23 protein-coding genes and 5 tRNA genes are annotated in these 21,445 nt (G+C 28.9%); 7 read left to right on the top strand and 21 right to left on the bottom strand.

Annotated features, from left to right (window positions below; all coding sequences use genetic code 11):
- Positions 1–33: 33 nt before the first annotated feature.
- From rplL to mraY, 15 genes are all read right to left on the bottom strand, one after another.
- Positions 34–405 carry a 50S ribosomal protein L7/L12 gene (gene rplL / locus D9T19_RS09435; RefSeq protein WP_121627985.1) on the bottom strand — a complete coding sequence of 124 codons (372 nt, stop codon included), beginning with the start codon at positions 403–405 and terminating at the stop codon, positions 34–36.
- 55 nt (positions 406–460) lie between these two features.
- Positions 461–949 (bottom strand): 50S ribosomal protein L10, encoded by a 489-nt coding sequence (gene rplJ, locus D9T19_RS09430; protein ID WP_121627984.1) that lies wholly within the window; start codon positions 947–949, stop codon positions 461–463.
- A gap of 155 nt (positions 950–1,104) precedes the next feature.
- Complete coding sequence (rplA, locus tag D9T19_RS09425; RefSeq protein WP_121627983.1) at positions 1,105–1,794, bottom strand: 50S ribosomal protein L1; 690 nt, start codon at positions 1,792–1,794, stop codon at positions 1,105–1,107.
- 81 nt (positions 1,795–1,875) lie between these two features.
- Entirely contained in the window at positions 1,876–2,301 is a 426-nt protein-coding gene (gene rplK / locus D9T19_RS09420; RefSeq protein ID WP_121627982.1) for a 50S ribosomal protein L11, read from the bottom strand.
- Positions 2,302–2,401: 100 nt separating this feature from the next.
- Positions 2,402–2,929, bottom strand: coding sequence for a transcription termination/antitermination protein NusG (gene nusG, locus D9T19_RS09415; RefSeq protein ID WP_121627981.1), 528 nt, complete (start codon positions 2,927–2,929; stop codon positions 2,402–2,404).
- An 11-nt stretch (positions 2,930–2,940) separates the two neighbouring features.
- A complete protein-coding gene (secE, locus tag D9T19_RS09410) occupies positions 2,941–3,123 on the bottom strand; it encodes a preprotein translocase subunit SecE (RefSeq protein ID WP_121627980.1) in 183 nt (60 codons plus the stop codon).
- A 186-nt stretch (positions 3,124–3,309) separates the two neighbouring features.
- Positions 3,310–3,385 (bottom strand) — tRNA-Trp (locus D9T19_RS09405).
- Positions 3,386–3,429: 44 nt separating this feature from the next.
- Positions 3,430–3,597 (bottom strand): 50S ribosomal protein L33, encoded by a 168-nt coding sequence (gene rpmG, locus D9T19_RS09400; RefSeq protein ID WP_121627979.1) that lies wholly within the window; start codon positions 3,595–3,597, stop codon positions 3,430–3,432.
- Positions 3,598–3,607: 10 nt separating this feature from the next.
- Positions 3,608–4,816: an elongation factor Tu gene (tuf, locus tag D9T19_RS09395; protein ID WP_121627978.1), complete on the bottom strand. Its 1,209-nt coding sequence runs from the start codon at positions 4,814–4,816 to the stop codon at positions 3,608–3,610.
- A gap of 227 nt (positions 4,817–5,043) precedes the next feature.
- Positions 5,044–5,120: transfer RNA gene (locus D9T19_RS09390), tRNA-Gly, on the bottom strand.
- A gap of 11 nt (positions 5,121–5,131) precedes the next feature.
- A tRNA-Tyr gene (locus D9T19_RS09385) sits at positions 5,132–5,216 on the bottom strand.
- Positions 5,217–5,272: 56 nt separating this feature from the next.
- Positions 5,273–5,350 (bottom strand) — tRNA-Thr (locus tag D9T19_RS09380).
- Between the two features lie 12 nt (positions 5,351–5,362).
- Positions 5,363–5,438, bottom strand: a tRNA-Phe gene (locus D9T19_RS09375).
- Between the two features lie 38 nt (positions 5,439–5,476).
- On the bottom strand, positions 5,477–6,652 hold the full coding sequence (gene murD / locus D9T19_RS09370; protein ID WP_322900276.1) for a UDP-N-acetylmuramoyl-L-alanine--D-glutamate ligase: 1,176 nt from the start codon (positions 6,650–6,652) through the stop codon (positions 5,477–5,479).
- A 9-nt stretch (positions 6,653–6,661) separates the two neighbouring features.
- Positions 6,662–7,723, bottom strand: a complete 1,062-nt coding sequence (mraY, locus tag D9T19_RS09365; protein WP_121627976.1) for a phospho-N-acetylmuramoyl-pentapeptide-transferase — start codon at positions 7,721–7,723, stop codon at positions 6,662–6,664.
- 66 nt (positions 7,724–7,789) lie between these two features.
- Between mraY and gpmI the strand changes: the two genes are divergently transcribed.
- Genes gpmI through D9T19_RS09350 form a run of 3 tightly spaced genes read left to right on the top strand, consistent with a single transcriptional unit; the run spans position 7,790 to position 11,947 of the window.
- On the top strand, positions 7,790–9,271 hold the full coding sequence (gene gpmI / locus D9T19_RS09360; RefSeq protein ID WP_121627975.1) for a 2,3-bisphosphoglycerate-independent phosphoglycerate mutase: 1,482 nt from the start codon (positions 7,790–7,792) through the stop codon (positions 9,269–9,271).
- Positions 9,272–9,276: 5 nt separating this feature from the next.
- On the top strand, positions 9,277–9,972 hold the full coding sequence (locus tag D9T19_RS09355; protein ID WP_121627974.1) for an ATP-binding cassette domain-containing protein: 696 nt from the start codon (positions 9,277–9,279) through the stop codon (positions 9,970–9,972).
- A 1-nt stretch (position 9,973) separates the two neighbouring features.
- Positions 9,974–11,947 (top strand): transglycosylase domain-containing protein, encoded by a 1,974-nt coding sequence (locus D9T19_RS09350; protein WP_121627973.1) that lies wholly within the window; start codon positions 9,974–9,976, stop codon positions 11,945–11,947.
- Positions 11,948–12,044: 97 nt separating this feature from the next.
- Here the strand turns inward: D9T19_RS09350 and glnA are convergent, their stop codons facing one another.
- The 4 genes from glnA to D9T19_RS09330 form a co-directional block, all read right to left on the bottom strand.
- Entirely contained in the window at positions 12,045–13,472 is a 1,428-nt protein-coding gene (glnA, locus tag D9T19_RS09345) for a type I glutamate--ammonia ligase (protein WP_121627972.1), read from the bottom strand.
- Between the two features lie 125 nt (positions 13,473–13,597).
- The gene (gene hisJ / locus D9T19_RS09340) at positions 13,598–14,389 is read right to left on the bottom strand and encodes a histidinol-phosphatase HisJ (RefSeq protein ID WP_121627971.1); all 792 of its coding nucleotides are present in this window, start codon (positions 14,387–14,389) and stop codon (positions 13,598–13,600) included.
- Positions 14,386–14,829: a molybdopterin synthase catalytic subunit gene (locus D9T19_RS09335; RefSeq protein WP_121627970.1), complete on the bottom strand. Its 444-nt coding sequence runs from the start codon at positions 14,827–14,829 to the stop codon at positions 14,386–14,388. Before D9T19_RS09335 ends, hisJ begins: the two co-directional genes overlap by 4 nt.
- 17 nt (positions 14,830–14,846) lie before the next feature.
- Positions 14,847–15,068, bottom strand: a complete 222-nt coding sequence (locus D9T19_RS09330) for a MoaD/ThiS family protein (RefSeq protein ID WP_121627969.1) — start codon at positions 15,066–15,068, stop codon at positions 14,847–14,849.
- Positions 15,069–15,138: 70 nt separating this feature from the next.
- On the opposite strand from D9T19_RS09330, the gene D9T19_RS09325 reads away from it, so the two are divergent.
- Together D9T19_RS09325 and D9T19_RS09320 are read left to right on the top strand one after the other, a co-directional pair.
- Positions 15,139–15,786 (top strand): MqnA/MqnD/SBP family protein, encoded by a 648-nt coding sequence (locus D9T19_RS09325; protein WP_121627968.1) that lies wholly within the window; start codon positions 15,139–15,141, stop codon positions 15,784–15,786.
- A 12-nt stretch (positions 15,787–15,798) separates the two neighbouring features.
- Entirely contained in the window at positions 15,799–16,584 is a 786-nt protein-coding gene (locus D9T19_RS09320; protein WP_121627967.1) for an undecaprenyl-diphosphate phosphatase, read from the top strand.
- Here the strand turns inward: D9T19_RS09320 and D9T19_RS09315 are convergent.
- Together D9T19_RS09315 and D9T19_RS09310 are read right to left on the bottom strand one after the other, a co-directional pair.
- On the bottom strand, positions 16,546–17,577 hold the full coding sequence (locus tag D9T19_RS09315; protein ID WP_121627966.1) for a UDP-N-acetylglucosamine--N-acetylmuramyl-(pentapeptide) pyrophosphoryl-undecaprenol N-acetylglucosamine transferase: 1,032 nt from the start codon (positions 17,575–17,577) through the stop codon (positions 16,546–16,548). The genes D9T19_RS09320 and D9T19_RS09315 overlap by 39 nt on opposite strands.
- Position 17,578: 1 nt before the next feature.
- On the bottom strand, positions 17,579–18,826 hold the full coding sequence (locus D9T19_RS09310) for an FtsW/RodA/SpoVE family cell cycle protein (protein ID WP_121627965.1): 1,248 nt from the start codon (positions 18,824–18,826) through the stop codon (positions 17,579–17,581).
- A 28-nt stretch (positions 18,827–18,854) separates the two neighbouring features.
- On the opposite strand from D9T19_RS09310, the gene D9T19_RS09305 reads away from it, so the two are divergent.
- Positions 18,855–20,732, top strand: a complete 1,878-nt coding sequence (locus D9T19_RS09305) for a peptidoglycan D,D-transpeptidase FtsI family protein (RefSeq protein ID WP_121627964.1) — start codon at positions 18,855–18,857, stop codon at positions 20,730–20,732.
- A gap of 10 nt (positions 20,733–20,742) precedes the next feature.
- Positions 20,743–21,243, top strand: coding sequence for a peptidylprolyl isomerase (locus tag D9T19_RS09300; protein ID WP_121627963.1), 501 nt, complete (start codon positions 20,743–20,745; stop codon positions 21,241–21,243).
- Positions 21,244–21,445 lie beyond the last annotated feature (202 nt).

Raw genomic sequence — 21,445 nt, 5'->3', positions numbered from 1 at the left:
TGTATAACAAGTTTCAATAAATTACAAGTGTAATTATTTAACTTCTACAGTTGCTCCAGCAGCTTCTAATTCAGCTTTTGCAGCTTCAGCATCTTCTTTAGAGATACCTTCTTTAACTACTGTACCAGCAGTTTCAGCAGCAGCTTTTGCTTCTTTTAATCCTAAACCAGTTAACGCTCTAATTACTTTAATAACGTTAATTTTTTTAGCACCTGCATCTTTGATGATAACATCAAATTCAGTTTTTTCTTCAGCTGCTTCAACAGCTCCACCAGCTACGCCAGCTACTGCAACAGGTTGTGCAGATACTCCAAATTTTTCTTCAAATTCTTTTACTAATTCTGATAATTCAAGTACTGATAAACCAGAAATGTAATCTAATACTTCTTCTTTAGAAATTGCCATGTAATATTCCTTAATTATATATTTATTTATATTTTTTTATTAATAGCTTAAAAAATTAAGCTGCCTCTTCTTCTTTTTTCTTTCTAAGAGCATCAAGCCCAATAGTAAAGTTTGTAAGTGGAGCCATCCAAGTAGCTGCAAGCATACCAAGAAGTTCTTCTCTAGATGGTAATTTAGCAAATGCATTAACAGTTGCAAGATCAGCCATTTCACCTTCAATAATACCAGATTTGATTTCAAATTTTTCTTTGTTAGCAGTTGCAAATTTATCAGCAACTTTACAAGCAGAAATTTGATCTTCAGACCATAAGAAAATATTTGTACCACTTAAAGATACTTCTCCTAACTCAGCATTTTTAATTGCAACAGTTACAAGAGTATTTTTAGCAACCTGAACTTTAGTTCCATTAGCTCTAGCATCGATTCTTAATGATTCTAACTCTTTATGAGTTACTCCATTATATCCACATACTACAATAGCTTGAGAATCTTTAAATTCAGATGTTAAATTTTCAATTATCTCAAATTTTTGTTCTTTTTTCATTTTTATCTCCCTTCAAAACATCGACTTCGGTAGGACTTATTAAAAACGGGAAGTTTTTAACCCACTGTCTTCAGTTTTTATTTCAGTGCTTTGAACACTCAAAAATATTGACTTTATCAACACTATTGAATGTTTTATTAAATAAGGAAGAATCCTTATTTAATATCCATTAATTCTGAAGCATCAACATTAATTGATGGTGACATAGTTAATGAAACAGCTGCATTAGTATAAAATCTACCTTTTGCAGATGCTGGTTTTTGTTTGTTAATTGCTGCAATAAATGCTTCAATATTTTCTTTAATAGCTTCTGTTGAGAAAGAAATTTTTCCAACTGCTGCTTGCATATTACCTTTTTTATCAACTCTATATGCTACTTGACCACCTTTAGCATCATTAACTGCTTTAGTAACGTCCATAGTAACTGTTCCAACTTTAGGATTAGGCATTAAACCTTTTGGTCCTAAAACTCTACCTAATTTTCCAACTAGTCCCATACAATCAGGAGTTGCAATTAAAACATCAAAATCAATATTTCCAGCCATTACAGTTTCAACTAAATCATCGTTACCAACAATATCAGCACCAGCTGCTTTAGCTTCGTCCATTTTAACACCCTTAGCAAATACTGCAACTCTAACAGTTTTACCAGTACCATTTGGAAGTACAACTGCACCTCTAATCATTTGATCAGCATGTCTTGGATCAACATTTAAATTAATTGCAACTTCAACACTTTCGTCAAACTTTGTTGATTTTAATTCTTTTAATAAGTTACAAGCATCAGAAAGAGAGTAATCTCTTTGTTCAATTTTTTCTTTTAATGATTTATATCTTTTTGCCATTTTATTCTCCGCAATATTTTATTTGTTTGCTACCAGCGTTTCATAAGTCTGCTGGTAAGACTTAATTACTAAAAAGTAATACTATAATACTGTTTCAACACCCATTGATCTAGCAGATCCAGCAACAATTTTTGCAGCTTGTTCTTTATCATCAGTATTTAAATCAGCAATTTTCATATCAACTATTTCCAGAATTTGGTCTTTAGTTAATTTTCCGATTTTATTTTTTAAAGCATTATCAGAACCTTTTTTGATTCCAGATACTTTTTTAATTAAATCAGTCATTGGTGGTTGTTTTAACTCAAAAGTGAAACTTTTATCAGCATAAACTGTAATTTCAACAGGAATATTAAATCCCTTTTTATCTTTTGTTTTTTCATTGAATGCTTTACAGAATTCCATGATATTGATACCTCTTTGACCTAATGCAGGTCCAACAGGTGGCGATGGATTCGCAGCACCAGCAGGTATTTGTAATTTAAGTTTTCCAGTAACTTTTTTAGCCATAATATTCCTTTTTTATTTTTAATGATTTTAATGATTAGGCATTAGGCAAGAAAACTATGTAAGAAGCAAGTTTTTTTGCCTAATGCCTAAAAAATAAGTTTTATACTACTCTTTCAACTTGTGTATATGAAATTTCAACAGGAGTATTTCTACCAAATATTGAAACATTTAACTTTAACTGCCCAGAAGCCATATCAAAATCTTCAACTATACCATTAAAGTTTGCAAATGGACCTTCATTTATTCTTACCATTTCACCCTCATCAAATGAAACTTTTGGTTTTGCTGCTGCTCTATTATTAACTTTATCTAAGATAGCTGCAATATCTTTTTCAGATAATGGTGTAGGTTTTTTCGATTCACCAATAAATCTTCCTACTTTTGCCATTGATTGAATTGCATGCCATAATCCTGTATCTAGATCAATATTTGCAAATGCATATGCTGGATATAAAGGTCTTTCAACTATAGATTTTTTACCTTTTTTAACTTCAATTAAATCTTCTGTAGGAACTAAAACATCAGCTATTTTGCCGTCTTCTCGTTCTTCTGATAATTGAATTAATGCTCTTTTTACTGCTAATTCACTACCTGAATAAGTTTGGATTGCGTACCATTTATGTGCCATTATAATGTTCCTTAGTTTATTATAGAAGATAAGCTTAATGACATTATTGCATCAATTAGAGCTAAAAATAAAGAGATTACAGTTACAACTATAAATACAGAAAGGTATGCAGATCTAATTTGTTCTTTAATTGGAAAAATTACTTTAAACAGCTCTTCTTTTGCATTTCTATAATATGTTTTTAATTTATTCACTATTTCACTCCGGATTAATAATAAGCTTTTAAATTCTTTTAAAAAGAGTCAAAACTACTTTTAAAAAAATTCTACTTCTTTGTATAGGACGGGAATTATATCTAAGTTAAACTTTACTTTTACTTAAGTAAAACTAAATATGTTTATAATACTGATTTTTGATTGATTTTATTTTATTAAGAGAAATGGCAGGCCAGGAGGGACTCGAACCCACAACCGTCGGATTTGGAATCCGGCGCTCTACCATTGGAGCTACTGACCTAACTATAAGATGAAGAAGCAATATAATTGCTTCTTCTTAAAGTCTTATGACTTTAATTTTACTTCTTTGTGTAAAGTATGTTTTTTTAATCTTGGACTATATTTCTTAGTCTCAAACTTTTCAGTATGAGTCTTAGGATTTTTCATAGTAGTGTAGTTAATATCACCACACTCTTGACATTTAAGTCCGATTTTTATATTTGCGCTTGCCATAAATCAATCCTTACTTGATAATTTCTGCAACAACACCAGCACCAACAGTTCTACCACCTTCTCTAATAGCGAACTTTGTTCCCTTTTCAAGAGCGACAGGAGCAACTAATGCTACAGTCATTTCAACGTTGTCACCAGGCATAACCATTTCAGTACCTTCTGGAAGTGTACAAGAACCAGTTACATCAGTAGTTCTTACGTAAAATTGTGGTCTATATCCAGAGAAGAATGGAGTATGTCTACCACCCTCTTCTTTAGAAAGAATATATACTTCACATCTAAAGTCAGTATGAGGAGTGATTGTACCAGGCTTAATTAAAACTTGACCTCTTTCAACGTCTTCTTTTTTAACACCTCTTAATAGAACACCACAGTTATCACCTGCTTCACCTTGTTCCATTTCTTTTCTGAACATTTCAACACCAGTTACAGTAGTAGTAATAGTATCTCTAATTCCAACGATTTCAATTGTTTCACCAATTTTAACGATACCTTTTTCAATTCTACCAGTTACAACTGTTCCTCTTCCTGAAATAGAGAAAACATCTTCAACAGGCATTAAGAAATCTTGTTCAGTATCTCTTTTTGGAGTTGGGATATAAGTATCAACAGCATCCATAAGTTGCATGATTTTAGCAGACCATTCACCATTTACACCAGCTTTAGCTTCTTCTAATGCTTGGAATGCAGATCCTGCAATAATTGGAGTGTCATCACCTGGGAAATCATAATCAGAAAGTAACTCTCTAATTTCCATTTCAACTAGTTCTAACATTTCTTCTTTATCTTCTTCGTCTAATTGATCTTCTTTGTTCATGAAAACAATGATGTAAGGAACACCAACTTGTTTAGATAATAAGATATGCTCTCTAGTTTGTGCCATAGGACCATCAGTAGCTGCAATAACTAAGATAGCTCCATCCATTTGTGCAGCACCAGTAATCATGTTTTTAACATAATCGGCGTGACCTGGACAATCTACGTGTGCATAGTGTCTAGTTGCTGTTTCATATTCAATATGAGAAGTAGCAATTGTAATTCCTCTTTCTCTTTCTTCTGGTGCATTATCGATTTGATCATAATCCATCATAGTTCCACCACCAGCGTTAGTTAAAACTGCTGATATTGCTGCTGTTAAAGTAGTTTTACCATGATCTACGTGACCGATAGTCCCGATATTTACGTGTGGTTTACTTCGTTCAAATTTTTCTTTTGCCATAGAATTTTCCTTCTAGTTTTAGGTTATTGCCCTCTGAGTAGATAAGCCCAGTAGCTTCTCTATTCAGAGGGGATTTATTATTAATTATATAGATATTTTACTATCTATTAATTTTTGTGCGTGTATTATATAAAATTAATACTAAAAAAAAGCTTAGTGGGATAAATATTTATAAAGAGTTATAAAATTTGTGCTTAAAACTAAGCTCCCAATAATCAATAAATAAATGGAGCGGGAAACGAGACTCGAACTCGCGACAATCTGCTTGGAAGGCAGAGGCTCTAGCCAACTGAGCTATTCCCGCATTCATTATAGTGGTGGGAAGAGAAGGACTCGAACCTTCGAAGCCGTAGGCGGCGGATTTACAATCCGCAGGATTTGACCACTCTCCAACCTTCCCGTTGAAAATTATTGTTTCGTTTAGTGTTATTCTTTACAGACTATGCACTATGTAAATGGAGCTGGTGAAGGGACTTGAACCCCCGACCTGCTGATTACAAATCAGCTGCTCTAGCCAAGCTGAGCTACACCAGCACCTAATTTAAATGGTGGCTCGAGACAGAATCGAACTGTCGACACAAGGATTTTCAATCCTTTGCTCTACCGACTGAGCTATCGCGCCATTACTTAAATTGGAGTGGAAGTATACACACAAGGTGTTTAAAGTTTGCTTAAACCCAAAACAAGTTCTTTAAATTCTTTTCCTCTTTGGGCATAAGAAGAGAATTGATCTAGTGAAGATGCCGCAGGAGACAGTATTCCTATAGAATCATCTTCTAAATTTTCATTTATTTTTATTACTGAATTTTTTAATATCTTACAATTCTCTACTTCAATATTATACTCATTACAGTAGTTTTCAACTTTATCGCTATTAGTTCCTATAGAATATACTTTAATATTTAGCTTATTTATATTTTCAAAAAGTGGAATTAGATTAGCACCCTTATCATCTCCACCTAAAATAAGATGAATTCTTTTATCTTTATATGGTACAAGAGCATTTATTGTTGCATCAACATTTGTAGCTTTTGAGTCATTAACCCATATTCTATTTTTATTATCGTTAAACTCTTCTACTTTATGTTCATCAATAGTAAAGGTATTAATTCTTTTATAATCTATTTCATCAGAAATGATTTTTTTACTCACAAGTGCTAAAAGTGCATCTAGTAAGAATGGTTCTTTAAATTTTATTTTACTTTTATCAATATCAAATTTTTTACATAAATCATCACTATCTTTGTATATGACTTTACGTGCTTTTGTTTTGTAGTCTTTATATTTTTGCGGGATAATTGCTATATCATTGTCTTCCATTAATAAAAGTGGTTTTAATTTTGCATCTTCATACTCTTTAAATGTACCATGCCATGTAATATGATCTTCAGAGATTGGGAGTAATATATATATGTTAGGTTTAGCAATATTTGTATAATGCAAGGTAAAAGAAGATGTCTCTAAAATCCATATAGATGCTTTTAAATCTAATTTACTTAAAGGAGTACCAATATTACCACCACAAACAGAATTATGACTATTTAATATATGTTGGCACATTTGAGTAGTTGTTGTTTTACCATTAGTACCTGATATCCAAATTGAAAAAGGCATTACATCTTCAAATAAATCATAATCACTTTGAATATTTTTTGCTTTTTTAATCATTTGATTAAAAGGAGGAATACCGGGACTTACAATAGTTCTTTTTTCTGAATTTAAATCATATAATTCGAAATCTTTATCATCATATAATAGTGCATTAGGAAATTTCTCTTTGATAGCTTGTGCTGTAATTCCTTTTCCTAATACTCTTATTTTTTCATTTGTATTCATTATTACTCTTTATCTGATTTTTAGACTCATTAATGCAAGAAGATTTGTCATAAAAGCAATTATCCAAAACCTTACAATAATTTTATTTTCTTTCCAACCTTTTTGTTCAAAATGGTGATGAATTGGAGCCATAAGAAAAATCCTTTTTTGTCTTAACTTATAAGAACCCACCTGTAAAATTACAGATAATGTTTCTAATACAAAAATAAAACCTATTATTACAAGTAAAACTTCTGATTTAGCAACAATTGCCATATATCCCATAAATGCACCTATAGGAAGTGATCCTGAATCTCCCATAAATACTTCTGCAGGATGAGAATTAAACCATAAAAAGGCAATCAATGAACCTGAAAGTCCAGCACCCACAATTGCTAATTCACCTGCAAGTTTAATATTTGGTAGTAAGAGATAAGAAGACAATATTGCATGACCTGTTATATAAACTAAAACTGATAATGTAAAAAATGCCATAATTGATGGAACTGTCGCTAACCCATCTAAACCATCAGTTAGATTAACTGCATTTGATGCTGATACCATTACTACCATCCAAAATAAAATAGCATATACTCCCATATCAAATAGTGGTAATTTATAAAAAGGTATATGCAAGGTTGTTGTATGTGCAAAATAATATAGAATGAAACCGACAATACCTGCACATAAAAATTGTAATACTAATTTAGCTCTAGCACTTAGACCAGCTGAGTTCTTATTCTTAGTTATTTTTGAATAATCATCTTGCATCCCTATTAATGAAAATAGAGCAATTGTTGTTAATCCACCTATAATATAAAAATTATTTAACTTTGCCGTTAGCAAGGTAGCTATTATTGTTGCAAGAATAAAAACCATTCCTCCCATAGTAGGAGTGCCTGCTTTTTCTTGGTGACCTAAAGGTGCATGTTCATATATAGGCTGGGATGCATTCTTTGATTTAGCCCATTTTATAAACTTTGGTAATAAAAACATTGTTAAAAAAAATGCAATTATAAAACTTATTCCAGCTCTAACTGAAATGTATTGGAAAATATTAATCTCTAGATGCCTATAAAACCAGTAAAACAAACTCAAACCTTCATTTTGATATAATCAGCGATTATATTATATTATACTTTTTAAAAGGTTTAAACAATGACAAACAAAACTATTCTTGTAATTACAGATGGGATTGGATACAACAAATCATCAGACTATAATGCATTTTTGCAAGCTAATACTCCTACATATGATAATTTATTTAAAAATACTCCATATTCGCTAATTCATACATATGGTAAATATGTAGGTTTACCTGATGGCCAAATGGGTAATTCTGAAGTTGGACATATGACTATTGGTTCAGGAAGAATCTTGTATCAAGATTTAGTAAAAATAAATATAGCTATAGAAGAAAATACTTTAAAAGATAACCAAGTATTTAAAGATTGTTTAAATTCGTCAAAAAATATTCATCTTCTTGCTTTATTAAGTGATGGTGGAGTTCATTCTCATATTAATCATTTAATAGCAATGGCACAAATTGCTAAGAAAGAAAATAAAAAAGTTTTTATTCATATGATTACTGATGGTAGAGATGTAGCCCCCGATTCTGCTAACAAATATATCAAACAAATTATTGATATTTGCGATGAAGATATTAAAATAGCTACAATTGCTGGACGTTATTATACAATGGATAGAGACAATAGATGGGATAGAATTCAAAAAGGACATGATGCAATTGCTTTAGCATTTCCAAAAACTTCATTATCTCCTACTGAATTTGTAGAAAATTCTTATAAAGAAGATGTTTATGATGAATTTATTATTCCTACAGCTTTTGAAGGTTATGAAGGATTGAAAAAAGATGATTCAATAATCTTTTGTAACTTTAGATCAGATAGAATGAGAGAAATATCTTCAGTGTTTGCAGATAAAAACTTTTCACATTTTCCAAAATTTTCTGAAAACTTACATATTGCAACAATGACTCAATATGATAAGAATATTCCTGTACCTGTATTATTTCCAAAAGAAACACCAAAAAATACACTTGCTGAAGTAATTTCAAATGCTGGATTAAATCAACTTCATACAGCTGAAACAGAAAAATATGCACATGTAACTTTCTTTTTTAATGGTGGACTTGAAGAACCATTTTTAAATGAAACAAGAGTTTTAACACCATCACCAAATGTTGCTACTTATGATTTACAACCAGAAATGAGTGCACCACAAGTTGGGAAAAATGTTATAGATGCGATGAATAATAACACTGATTTTATTGTAGTAAATTTTGCAAATGGTGATATGGTTGGTCATACAGGAGATTTTGAAGCAAGTAAAAAAGCTGTTGAAGCTGTTGATTATGAGCTTGGACTAATTATAGAAAAAGTTAAAGAACTAGATTATAATCTTATTTTAACATCAGACCATGGTAATTGTGAAAGAATGCGAGATGAAAATGGTAATACTTTAACAAATCATACAGTAGGAGATGTTTACTGCTTTATAATGTCACCAAAAGTTAAAGAAGTTAAAACAGGAAGTTTAAATAATATAGCACCCACTGTATTAAAATTAATGAATTTAGCTATTCCAGAAGAAATGGATGAAACTTTAATAAAAAGTTAATTTATATGTTAAATATTGATATAAATAAATTAGAGATAAAAAGTCAAGATAAAACCTTGCTTGATATCTCTTTTAATATAAGTGATTCAACTGCATTAATTGGACAAAGTGGAAGTGGAAAATCTTTAACACTAAAAGCTTTACTAAATCTCTTACCAAATACTCTTACTTGTGAAAAAAAAATTAATTCAAATTTTGATTTAGATTTTAATTCTATTGGATTTATTCCGCAAAATCCTTTTACTTCTTTATCCCCTATGACAAAAATACATAAGCAATTTTTTTGTAGCTATGAAAAAAAAGAAGAAGTATTGAAATTAGTTGATTTAGATATATCAATATTAGATAAGTTTCCTAATCAATTAAGTGGTGGACAAATACAAAGAGTTATTATTGCTATTGCGTTAAGTAAAGATATAAAATTTTTATTACTTGATGAACCTACAACTGCACTTGATATTGAGAATAAAACTAATATTATTAAATTGATTAATGATTTAATTCAAAGATTTAATATATTAGTTCTTTTTGTAACTCATGATATTGATTCGATAAAAGATATTTGTAAAAATATAGTTATAATTAAAGATGGAATTATTATTGAACAAGGAAATACAAAAGAAATTTTAAATAATCCTTATCAAACTTATACAAAAACATTGATCAACTCAACATTTAAAAATAAAGATTTTAGGAAATAATATGATTAAATACATTTTTGGTTTTATTCTACTTGTAACATTAGCTGTTTTAGGATGGTTATATACATTATATGATGAAATAAAACATGACATTGATAAAGTAGTAAACTACTCACCTAAACAAAGTACACAATTTTTTGATAAAAATGGAAAACTAATTGCTAACACATTTACGGGTGAAAATAGAGAATATGTTAAATATGACGATATTCCAGCAAGAATTATTGAAGGTCTTGTTGCAATTGAAGACACTCAATATTTCGAACATATAGGTATAAATCCAGATGCTATAAGTAGAGCAATTATAAAAGATATTAAAGCAGGAGGTTTTGTAGAAGGAGCTAGTACACTAACTCAACAACTAATAAAGATGTTAGTTTTATCTAGTGAAAAAAAACTTATTAGAAAAATAAAAGAAGCCCTTCTTGCTATTAGACTTGAAACTATTTTAACAAAAGAAGAAATACTTGAAAGATATTTAAACAATGTTTATTTTGGTCATGGATATTATGGAATAAGAACTGCTGCACGTGGATATTTTAAAAAAGATTTATATGAATTATCATTAAAAGAAATGGCAATTTTAGTAGGACTGCCAAGAGCTCCTAGTTTTTATGCTCCAACAAAAAACCTAAAAATTTCTTTAGCACGAGCGAATCAAGTTATTACAAGACTAAATACATTAGGTTGGATTAATAAAGAGCAGTATGAAACAGCTATTAAAGAAGTACCAAAAATTTATAATCAAACACTAACTAAAAATAAAGCTCCTTATGTTATTGATTATGTAATCAAAACATTAAGAGATGATATCCCTGATATTAAATCTGGTGGATACAAAATTAAATTAACAATTGATTTAGAAGCACAAGAAATTGCAAAAAAAGCTTTAAAATTATCATATAATCAAGCATTAAAAAGAGACTTAGATTTTAGAAAAAGATCAAATAAACCTAATGATGATTCATATGTAAAAGAACTAAATGGTGCACTTGTTTCAATTGAAAGTAATACAGGAAAAATACTAGCATTAGTTGGGGGAATTGATTATCAAAAATCTATGTTTAATAGAGCAGTTCAATCAAAAAGACAACCAGGAAGTTCTATCAAGCCATTTTTGTACCAAATAGCATTAAATGAAGGAAGAAATCCTGCTTCACAACTTATAGATATATCTAGAACTTATGATTATACAGTTAATGGGGTTGATAAAAAATGGCAACCTAGAAATTATGAACAAAATTTTAAAGGATTTATCAATTTAAGAGAATCCTTAGTTCATTCAAGAAATTTATCAACAATAAATTTAGTAACAGATACAGGTATTAATATTGTTTATAAAGGATTGGAATCATATGGATTTACAAATCTACCTAATGATTTGTCAATAACACTAGGTACAATGTCTGTATCTCCACTTGAATTTAGTGAATATTATAGTATATTTGCAAATAATGGAACACAGGTAAAACCTTATATAATTGAAGAAATTACAAATAATGCTGGAGAAACGGTAACTTTTGAACCACAAACTAAAGAAATAAATACTCCAGAACAAACATTTTTAATAACATCTATTTTAAAAGATGTTGTTACAAGAGGAACAGCAAGACAAGCTAAGGTTCCAGGTATTGAACTTGCAGGGAAAACAGGTACAACTAATAATAATATAGATGGATGGTTTTGTGGATATTCACCTTCAATAGAAACAATTGTTTGGTTTGGTAATGACAATAATAAGCCTATGAGAAGATCAGAAACAGGTGGAAGAATAGCTGCTCCTGCATTTTCATATTATTATAAAAACTATTTAAAGTTACATCCAGAAATAGCTAGAAGTTTTATTAAACCTTCTAAAGTTTATACATCTAAAATAAATGGTAAAACAGAATACTATACGGATACTTCTCCTTTACCTGAAATAGATATTAATACTACTACAGAAAATTTAGGAGATGAAGTAATAGAGTTTTAAAGAACTCTATTATTATGTTTTTATTAAGTAAAGAAATTAGATCTAAAAAAAGGTAAGTTCATTTGAACTTACCTTTTTTTTATAATTTATCCTTAGATTAACAAGAATAAGTAGTTTTAAATTCAAATGCTGTTGGTCTAGCTTCATCAGGTTGAACCTGAGTTTCAAATTTATAATGTTGATATGTATCAACCATATCTTTTGAAAATACTGGTTGTAAGAAATCATTATCTCTAATTAAAGCTTCTAATGAACCTCTTAAAGTATGAGGCATTTGAGGAATTTCTCTTTCTCTAATCTCAGCTAAAGGCATTTCATATAAATCTTCATCCATTGGACCAATTGGTTCAATTTTATTTGCAATTCCATCAAGACCAGCCATTAACATAGCAGCAAATGCTAAATAAGGACAAGCAGCAGAATCTGGGAATCTCATTTCAACTCTAGTTGCTTTTTCACCAGCTCCATAAGGAACTCTACAAGAAGCAGATCTATTTTGAGAAGAATAAGTTAAAATTGAAGGTGCTTCAAATCCTGGAATTAATCTTTTGTATGAGTTTGTTACTGGGTTTGTAAATGCAGCAACTGCACGTGCATGTTTAAATACTCCACCAACATAATGTCTAGCCATTTCAGAAAGATTACCATATTCACCTTCTGTATAGAATAAGTTTTTACCTTCTTTCCAAATTGATTGGTGAACATGCATACCATTTCCATTATCACCAAACATTGGTTTTGGCATAAATGTACAAGTTTTACCATTTAAATGTGCAACCATTTTACATACATATTTATATTTTTGTACGTTATCTGCAGCTTCAATTAAATCTCCAAAAACAATACCAATTTCACCTTGACCTTGTGCAACTTCATGGTGTCCTAAAATTACTTCTAATCCAACTTGCTCAAGAACTAACATCATCTCAGCTCTTAAATCTACCATTGAATCTGTTGGTTGTGCTGGGAAATAACCACCTTTAGTTCCAGGTCTATGACCCATGTTCCCACCTTCATAATCAGTTGATGAAGACCATTCACCTTCTTCTGAGTCAACTCTATAATATGATTCATTAATATTATCAATGATTTTGATATCATCAAAAATAAAAAATTCATTTTCTGGTCCAAAGTATGCAACATCACCAACACCAGACTCACTTAAGTGAGTTAATGCTTTTTTAGCAATAGATCTTGGACATTTTTCATATAACTCATTTTTATAGATGTCATAAACATCACAAATTACAATAATTGTAGAATCAGCTGTAAATGGATCTAAAAAAGCAGTTCCTACATCTGGTTTTAAAATCATATCCGATTTATTGATAGGCTGCCATGCATCAACAGAAGAACCATCAAAAGGCATACCGAATTCTAATTGACTTTCAGTAACTGCACTCATCATATATGAAATGTGATGCCACATTCCTTTCATATCTGTAAATCTAAAATCTACAAACTTTACTTCATTATCTTCACAATATTTAAAAAACTCTTCTGTATTGTTAACAAATTTACCCATTGTTATAGCTCCTTGAATTTATATATGCGACAATTTTATCAAAAATAATAAAAAATAAGCTAAAATCAGTGTATAAAAACTATACAAGTAATAAAAAAAGTATACTTTTTCCTAATATACTCAAATTATAAAATTATTAATTGAGAGTCTCTATTAGAAAAAGTCATACATTTTGTATAACCTATATCTTTTGCTAAAGATTTGCCTTCTTCATATTTAAAACCAACTTGATCAACTGAATGAGCATCCGAACCAAATGTAATATTTATATCTAATTCATAGGCTAATTCTAAAAGTGTTCTAGAAGGATAAGTCTCTTTTATTGGTTTTCGCAAGCCTGCTGTATTTATTTCTAAAACCATATTAGATTTTTTTATTGCTAGAAGTGCATTTTTTGCTAATAGTCTAATATCTTTTTTAGGTAAGAATTTAAATACTTTAATTAAATCTAAATGTCCAACAATATCAAATAAACCAGTTTTTGCCATTGCTTCAATTGCAGCAAAATATTCAGTCCATATAGTATCAATATCTTTTGATTTATAAACTCCAATAAATTCAGGATTATCAAAACCCCACATATCATTTTTGTTTTTTAAAAAATGAACAGAACCAATTAGATAATCAACTTTTGCATTAATTATTTCATCTAATATATAACCTTCAAGATAATCAACTTCATAAGCTAATAAAACTTCAATTTTTTCTTTATATTTTTCTTTTAAATCTAATATTTCTTTTTCATATAAAGGTTTATCAGATATATCCATTCTATATTTTGGATCATAATTCATAGGTGCATGATCTGAAAATCCATATATATCTATTCCTAATTCAATTGCTCTTAATAAATATTCTTCACTCGTACCACTTGCATGATTACATAAAGTTGTATGATTGTGTAAATCTACTCTCATGATAATATCCCTGAACCTTTTATTGCTGTACTTCTATCTTTTGCATATACTCTATTTCCATTTATAATATCATATTTCCAAATTGGAGCTTGAGCTTTAAAATCTTCAACAAATTCATCTATTAATTCTAAAGCAACTCTTCTTTTAGGAGAACAAACAGCAGCAATATATGAACTTTCATGATTAAATACATCGCCACAACTATGTGCCATTAAAACAATTGCATTTAATTTTTTTGCTTTTTCTATCCAGGAGTTAAACCAAGTATCTAAAATAGGTTCATAAATATCAAAAGATAAACCATCTATTTTATCTTCATCTCTTACAACCCCTACAAAGGTAATTATTGCTCCATAATTTGAGCTTTTATATTTAGCATACCAAGCATTTGTAATTTTTTCAACAGGTAAACTACCTTCAAATAATTCTAAATTTTTCATATTCTGCCTTTTTTCTATCATCCACCACAAACAGGTGGTAATAATGAAATTTTATCTCCAGAAAAAAGCTCTATATCTTTTCTTGATACTAGTGTATCATTTATTGCAACTGCACAGTTTTCTAACCACAATGAAACTTCATCATCTTTTTTTAATATTTCAGACAACTGTGATAAATTAGATATATCAAGATTCATTGATTCTTTATTAATAGGCCCTAAAAATTCTACTTTAACCACTTTAAACCCTTATTTATTCTTTTTTGATTATTATAGCAAAAGAATTTTAAGTTAAAGGACTTCGCTTATTATGATTTTTGCAAAAATAGATTTTATAAATTTATTACCATTTCATGTGTATATAAAGAAAAATATAAGATCAACACAGACTAAAGCAATCATTGAATATAAAAAATCTTATCCCTCTTTAATAAATAAAAAATTAAAAAAAAGAAAAGTAGATTCGGCTTTTATTTCATCAATTGCATCAAGACATGAAAAAAAATTAGACCTAGGAATTATCGCAAAAAAAGATGTATTATCTGTACTACTAATACCAGGAATTGATGAAAAAGATTATCAAAGTGAAACTTCTAATGCATTAGCAAAAGTATTAAAACTAAATGGAAAAGTTTTAATAGGAGACAAAGCACTAAAATATTATCATGAAAATAAAAAGACAAGCTTTATTGATTTAGCACAAGAATGGAATGATAAATATAAGCTACCTTTTGTATTTGCAGTTTTATGTTATTCTTCTAATAAAAAAGAACTCACTAAACTTACTAAGAAATTTAATAAAAATCATATAAAAATACCAACATACATATTAAATCAATATTCTAAAAGAACAGGAATATCAAATAAAGATATTTTAGATTATCTAAAAAAAATTGATTATAATATTGGAATAAAAGAAAAAAGAAGTTTAAAACTTTTTTTAAAATTAACAAAATAGGGAAAATAATATATGACAATATTCGATACTATAATCTTAGGAATAATTGAAGGAGTTACAGAATTTCTTCCAATATCATCAACAGGACATTTAATAGTTGCTAGTGAATTCTTAGGAATTGAGCAAACTAGTATCAATAAAGCTTTTGAGGTGATTATACAATTTGCAGCAATTCTAGCTGTAATATTAAACTATCCCTCTAAATTTACATTTAAACATATTAGTTTATGGACAAAGGTATTTATTGCTTTTTTACCTATTGCAGGTATTGGATTTTTATTTGCAAAAGATGTAAAAGCAATGTTTTCAATTGAAATAGTTGCATATATGTTTATTATAGGTGGAATTATATTTTTAATTGTAGAAAAGTTTTATAATGAAAAAAAAACTCATACCTTAGATGTTGAAGATGTAACTTACAAGCAAGCAATTTGGATTGGATTAGCTCAAATATTTGCTTTAATACCTGGAACTTCAAGAGCAGGTTCTAGTATTATTGGAGCTATGTTAGTAGGACTTAATAGAAAAGCTAGTGCAGAGTTTTCATTTCTCTTAGCTTTTCCTGTTATGTGTGCTACAACTGCTTATGATTTAATGAAGCATTATAAAGAACTATTCTCTGATGTACATATTGTAAATCTTGCCGTTGGATTTATCATATCTTTTATTGTTGCATTTATTACTATTAAATTATTTCTAAAATTTCTTGAAACTTTTACTTTTGTTGCCTTTGGAATTTATAGAATTTTATTTGGAATATTACTTCTTATTATTTTGAACTATAATATTACATATTAAAGAAACAGCATTTGAATTAATTGAAGAAGTTAATTTTTTACTCATATCGTGAATATCACTATTTATTGCATTGAAAAAATCTTCTTCATTTAAATCTTCTTCTCTTTGTAAAAAACATAAACCTCTATTTTCTAAATCTTTTGCATTATAATACTGATGATCTGCTGCTGCATGCTTATAAGGAATAAAAAAAGTTGGTAAACAGTTTGCACAAAGCTCCCATAAAGTTGAAGCCCCTGCCCTGCTAACTGCAAAATCTGCTTTTTCCATTTTTTTGGGAATCTCTTTAGAAAAATCAAAAATATCAGCTTTAATATTGAGTTTTTTATATTCTTCTTTAACTCTAGAAAAATCATTTTTACCCGTTTGATGAATTATATTAATACCCATTTTATTTAGTTTTGGTGCAAGTTTTAAAGCAAAATCATTAATTACAAGCGCTCCTTGAGAACCTCCAAAAAAAGCTATTGTTTTAACCTTATCTCTAATTCTTCCTAATTGAAAAAACTCTTCAGATACGGGATAATCTTTTATTTTAGATTTTTTTTCAAATGAAGAAAAGAGTTCTGTTGCAAATCTTGAAGTAACTTTATTTAAAGTACCCATTACAGAATTTTGTTCATGAATATAAAGTTTACATCCAAGTTTTATAATTGATGCAAAAGTCGCAGCTGCAGCTGAAAATCCTCCAACAGAGATTACTGTCTTTACATTATATTTTGAGAATAATCCTAAGCAATAACTTGTTTTTGATATTATATTAAACAAAGATATAAGTTTTCCGAAACCATTTTTATTAACTACCCCTTTAGTATCTAAAAAATATGTAGCTTTAAATCTTTTATCATTTTCAAACCATTGTCTATCTTGTCCATTAGAAGATCCTATAAAAATCACAGGAATCCCCCTTTTATTAAATTCATCAACAAAGGCATCAGCAACTTTTAAATGGCCACCAGTACCTCCTCCTGTTATAACAACACTTCCATTCATTCTAAACCTCTTTATCTTTTATTTTTTTACTTTCACTAGGAACAACTCTACTTATTGATAAAACTAAACCGATTGCAATGGACATAGATAACATAGATGATCCCCCATAAGAAAGCAAAGGTACAGCAATCCCTTTAATTGGTATCATTCCAGATATTCCATAAGAATTTATTAAAAAAGCAATTATAATCATTAATGCAATCCCTAGACTAAAAAGGTGATATATAGGATTTGAAACTCTAATACTAATTCTAAATATTCTCCAAATAATGCTAAATACAATTCCTACAATACAAATTAAGCCTAATAATCCTATTTCTTCTGTAATTCCAGCTAAAACGAAATCTGTATGAACTTCAGATAGGAAACCAACTTTAATATCACCATTAGAAATACCCTGTCCTAAAAAACTTCCATTATGCATTGCATTTAAAGAGTGAGAAACTTGATACGGTTCAGGTAACTCATCAATTCTTAAATACTGCCCAGCCCAAGAAGGAAGAAATGATAATATTCCATCTTGAACCATTGCCCACCAAGAATAAATTCTTTGAATTCTATGAGGAGCAGCAAGTATTAATCCAACTAAACCTATGAGTGCTCCTGCACCTAATACTAAAAATATTTTAAAAGATCTATTTGCAAAGATAAGTAATATTATTAAAATAATACCTAAAAGCACTACCTGTCCCAAATCTTTTTGCATAAAAGCAACTATGAAAACTACAGCTAAAAATGTTAAAAAATATGGTGCTAAAAGTAGTGATTCTTTTTTTAAACCAATTTTCTTTGGCTGGTCCATAACTTTTCTATGAAAAGACCAAGATAAAAAATATATAAAACCTATTTTAAAAAATTCTACAGGAGCTAATGAAAAACCTGGTAATCTTATCCACCTATTAGCACCTCCAGATGCTGTTACCATAGAACTTGGAAGAGCTGGCATAATAGCCATTAAAAAGAAAAATAAGAAAAATAAAGTCATTCCTACTTTTCCAACTAGTTTATCTGGATCAAAAAGTGAAAAAGTCCACATTATTAGTATGGCAACAATAGCAACCATAGCTTGTCTAATAAAAAAATGAAATTGATCATATCCATAAAATTGAACAGTATAAATACTAAGCGAGTACGAGAATATCACACTTAAGGAAATTAATAGAGAGACTAATATCAATAAAGTATAATCAGCTTTTTGACAATATAAATTATTTTTTATTGCTTTAATCTTATTTTTGTTAAAATACATATCTTATTATATAATATTATGGATAAAGATGCCTTCAAATAAAATCGAAAAAATTAATAAAACAAAAAAAATTGCAATATTATTTGCTATTATTTTTTTATTTCTATTAATACTTGTCTTTTCAGTATTTAGAACTATTACAGAATATAGACATATGCCTACACTTAAAAGTGAAAAAAAAGAATTATCAGTTCGTGGAGATATTGTAAGTTCAGATAATTTTAAAATTGCATCTTCAAAAAAGCTTTATAAAGCCTCAATAGATACTAGACATTTAGCTCAAGATAAAAAAGAATTATTTTTACACTTATTTTCAATTTATAGTAATATTCCATATAACAAGTTAAATGAAAAACTTCAAAAAGTAAAGAATAAGCCTGGAAACTTAGTACTATCTTATAATATAGATTCAAGAACAGCAAAAAACTTAAAAGAATTAGCTTTTAAATTAAGACGATTAAATGTATTTATCTCAAGAAAAGTAAAAGGTGGGAAAATACTTAGAGGATTAAGTATACGAGAAAGTGGAGAAAAAAGATTATTTTCATACGAAGATACACTAACACCTGTTATAGGTTATATTTCTAAATTTGAAACCAAAAGTGGTACAACAAAAGTAAAAGGAATTAAAGGTTTAGAGAAAAGTTATAATAAAGTACTTAATCAATCAAAAGATGGAATACTTAAAGGTAATAGAGATGTACTTTCATATATTTCATTTGATAAAGATTCATTAATAAGAAAAAGAATTGATGGTGCAACTTTAAAATTAAATATACCATTGAAACTTCAAAAAAATAATGAACTAACACTTGATTTATATAAAGAAAAACTAGGAGCTGATGAAATAATAGTATCTGTATTAGATAATAAGACTGGTAATATACTAACATTAGCAAGTTCAAATAGATTTAATCCAGAAAAAATCAGACAAAAAGATATCCCATCATTAAATGTAAATGCAATCGAATACCAATTTGAACCAGGTTCAGTTATAAAACCTCTTTCAATTTCTCTTGTATTAGATAAAAATAGAATCAAAGAAAACGAACTATTTTTTGCATATAATACAAAAGGAAAAGCAAATAAAAAAGGTAAGTTCCCAAAAGGTCGATATAAATTAGGAAGATTTACAATTAGAGATGACCATCAATTTAAAAAACATTATCTAACATTAAAAGATATTGTAATTTATTCGTCAAATATTGGTACCTTAACAATAGCACAAAGATTATCAGGTCCAGAATTTTATGAAGGATATAAAAGGTTTGGACTTGCAAGAAAAACTGGAATAGATTTACCTTATGAAAGAAAAGGACTAATACATAGTTTAAAACAATATTCAGCAGGAGATCGTGATGGTGAAGATAATGTATTTAAAGCTACAGACTCATACGGTCAAGGCATAACAACAACATTTATGCAGTTAATGAAAGCTTATACAGTATTTAACAATGATGGATATATGAGAACACCTCGAATAGTTTCATATTTGTATCATGATGATAATAAATATAAAGCTTATGATAATGAACCAGAAAAAGTAATTTCAAAAGAAACTGCTTTAAAAATGAAAGAATTACTAGTTCAGACAGTTAATGAAGGTACAGGAAAAGCTGCAAAAATGGATGGTTTAGAAATTGGTGGGAAAACAGGAACAGCACAAATTGCAAGAAAAGGTAGATATCTTAGAAAATATATTTCATCATTTTTTGGTTTTGTTAATGATGGAAAAAATTCTTATACAATAGGAGTAACAGTTATGAATCCTATCTCAAGAGGAAAATATTGGTATTATTATTATGCTTCATGGTCTGCTGTTCCAGTATTTAAAGAAATCACAAAAAATCTAATCAAATTAAACTATCTAACACCTAAAAACGATATAATTCCAGAAAATAAATAAAAGGTACAAAATGTTCGGAAAAGAATTAAAAAAATATAATTATACTACAGAAGAATTAGCAAAATTCCAATATGCAAAATTTACAACAGATAAAGGAATAATTTTAATTAAATTATTCAATAAAGAAACACCAAATACAGTTGCAAACTTTGCAACATTAGCAAATGATGGTTTTTACAATGGCCTTAATTTTCATAGAGTAATCCCTGGATTTATGGCTCAAGGTGGATGTCCTGATGGAACAGGTATGGGTGGTCCAGATTGGGCAATTGAATGTGAAGTAGATAAAGATAAACAAGTACATAAAAAAGGTAGCTTAGCAATGGCTCATGCAGGTCCTAATACAGGTGGAAGCCAATTCTTTATATGTTTTGTTCCTTGTCCTCATTTAGATAGACATCATACAGTATTTGGAGAAATCCAAGCAGATGATAGTGATAGTTTTGCAGTACTAGATCAAATAGAACAAAAAGACAAAATTATATCAATTGAAATATTAGAATCAATCTAATAAATAGAAATAAAAAAGAAGGTTAATCGAAAGATTGACCTTTTTTTATGCAAAAAACGCGCGCAAAAAAAAAGCTTAGCTTAAAACACTAAAAAAGTGTAAAAAGCTAAGCTAATTTGAAATAAAAATACTCAAGAGCTGGCAGTGACCTACGTTTCCGACAAGGGGACCCTGCAGTATTATCAGCGATGAAGAGCTTGAC

Source organism: Poseidonibacter antarcticus, assembly GCF_003667345.1.
GTDB lineage: Bacteria > Campylobacterota > Campylobacteria > Campylobacterales > Arcobacteraceae > Poseidonibacter > Poseidonibacter antarcticus.
This window is presented reverse-complemented; position numbering and strand designations above follow the sequence as displayed.

What these genes read in the sequence shown, in the direction of transcription:
- rplL (WP_121627985.1), bottom strand. Translation starts at nt 405, where the DNA reads ATGGCAATTTCTAAAGAAGAAGTATTAGATTACATTTCTGGTTTATCA.
- rplJ (WP_121627984.1), bottom strand. Translation starts at nt 949, where the DNA reads ATGAAAAAAGAACAAAAATTTGAGATAATTGAAAATTTAACATCTGAA.
- rplA (WP_121627983.1), bottom strand. Translation starts at nt 1,794, where the DNA reads ATGGCAAAAAGATATAAATCATTAAAAGAAAAAATTGAACAAAGAGAT.
- rplK (WP_121627982.1), bottom strand. Translation starts at nt 2,301, where the DNA reads ATGGCTAAAAAAGTTACTGGAAAACTTAAATTACAAATACCTGCTGGT.
- nusG (WP_121627981.1), bottom strand. Translation starts at nt 2,929, where the DNA reads ATGGCACATAAATGGTACGCAATCCAAACTTATTCAGGTAGTGAATTA.
- rpmG (WP_121627979.1), bottom strand. Translation starts at nt 3,597, where the DNA reads ATGGCAAGCGCAAATATAAAAATCGGACTTAAATGTCAAGAGTGTGGT.
- tuf (WP_121627978.1), bottom strand. Translation starts at nt 4,816, where the DNA reads ATGGCAAAAGAAAAATTTGAACGAAGTAAACCACACGTAAATATCGGG.
- murD (WP_322900276.1), bottom strand. Translation starts at nt 6,652, where the DNA reads ATGAATACAAATGAAAAAATAAGAGTATTAGGAAAAGGAATTACAGCA.
- gpmI (WP_121627975.1), top strand. Translation starts at nt 7,790, where the DNA reads ATGACAAACAAAACTATTCTTGTAATTACAGATGGGATTGGATACAAC.
- D9T19_RS09355 (WP_121627974.1), top strand. Translation starts at nt 9,277, where the DNA reads ATGTTAAATATTGATATAAATAAATTAGAGATAAAAAGTCAAGATAAA.
- D9T19_RS09350 (WP_121627973.1), top strand. Translation starts at nt 9,974, where the DNA reads ATGATTAAATACATTTTTGGTTTTATTCTACTTGTAACATTAGCTGTT.
- glnA (WP_121627972.1), bottom strand. Translation starts at nt 13,472, where the DNA reads ATGGGTAAATTTGTTAACAATACAGAAGAGTTTTTTAAATATTGTGAA.
- hisJ (WP_121627971.1), bottom strand. Translation starts at nt 14,389, where the DNA reads ATGAGAGTAGATTTACACAATCATACAACTTTATGTAATCATGCAAGT.
- D9T19_RS09335 (WP_121627970.1), bottom strand. Translation starts at nt 14,829, where the DNA reads ATGAAAAATTTAGAATTATTTGAAGGTAGTTTACCTGTTGAAAAAATT.
- D9T19_RS09325 (WP_121627968.1), top strand. Translation starts at nt 15,139, where the DNA reads ATGATTTTTGCAAAAATAGATTTTATAAATTTATTACCATTTCATGTG.
- D9T19_RS09320 (WP_121627967.1), top strand. Translation starts at nt 15,799, where the DNA reads ATGACAATATTCGATACTATAATCTTAGGAATAATTGAAGGAGTTACA.
- D9T19_RS09315 (WP_121627966.1), bottom strand. Translation starts at nt 17,577, where the DNA reads ATGAATGGAAGTGTTGTTATAACAGGAGGAGGTACTGGTGGCCATTTA.
- D9T19_RS09310 (WP_121627965.1), bottom strand. Translation starts at nt 18,826, where the DNA reads ATGTATTTTAACAAAAATAAGATTAAAGCAATAAAAAATAATTTATAT.
- D9T19_RS09305 (WP_121627964.1), top strand. Translation starts at nt 18,855, where the DNA reads ATGCCTTCAAATAAAATCGAAAAAATTAATAAAACAAAAAAAATTGCA.
- D9T19_RS09300 (WP_121627963.1), top strand. Translation starts at nt 20,743, where the DNA reads ATGTTCGGAAAAGAATTAAAAAAATATAATTATACTACAGAAGAATTA.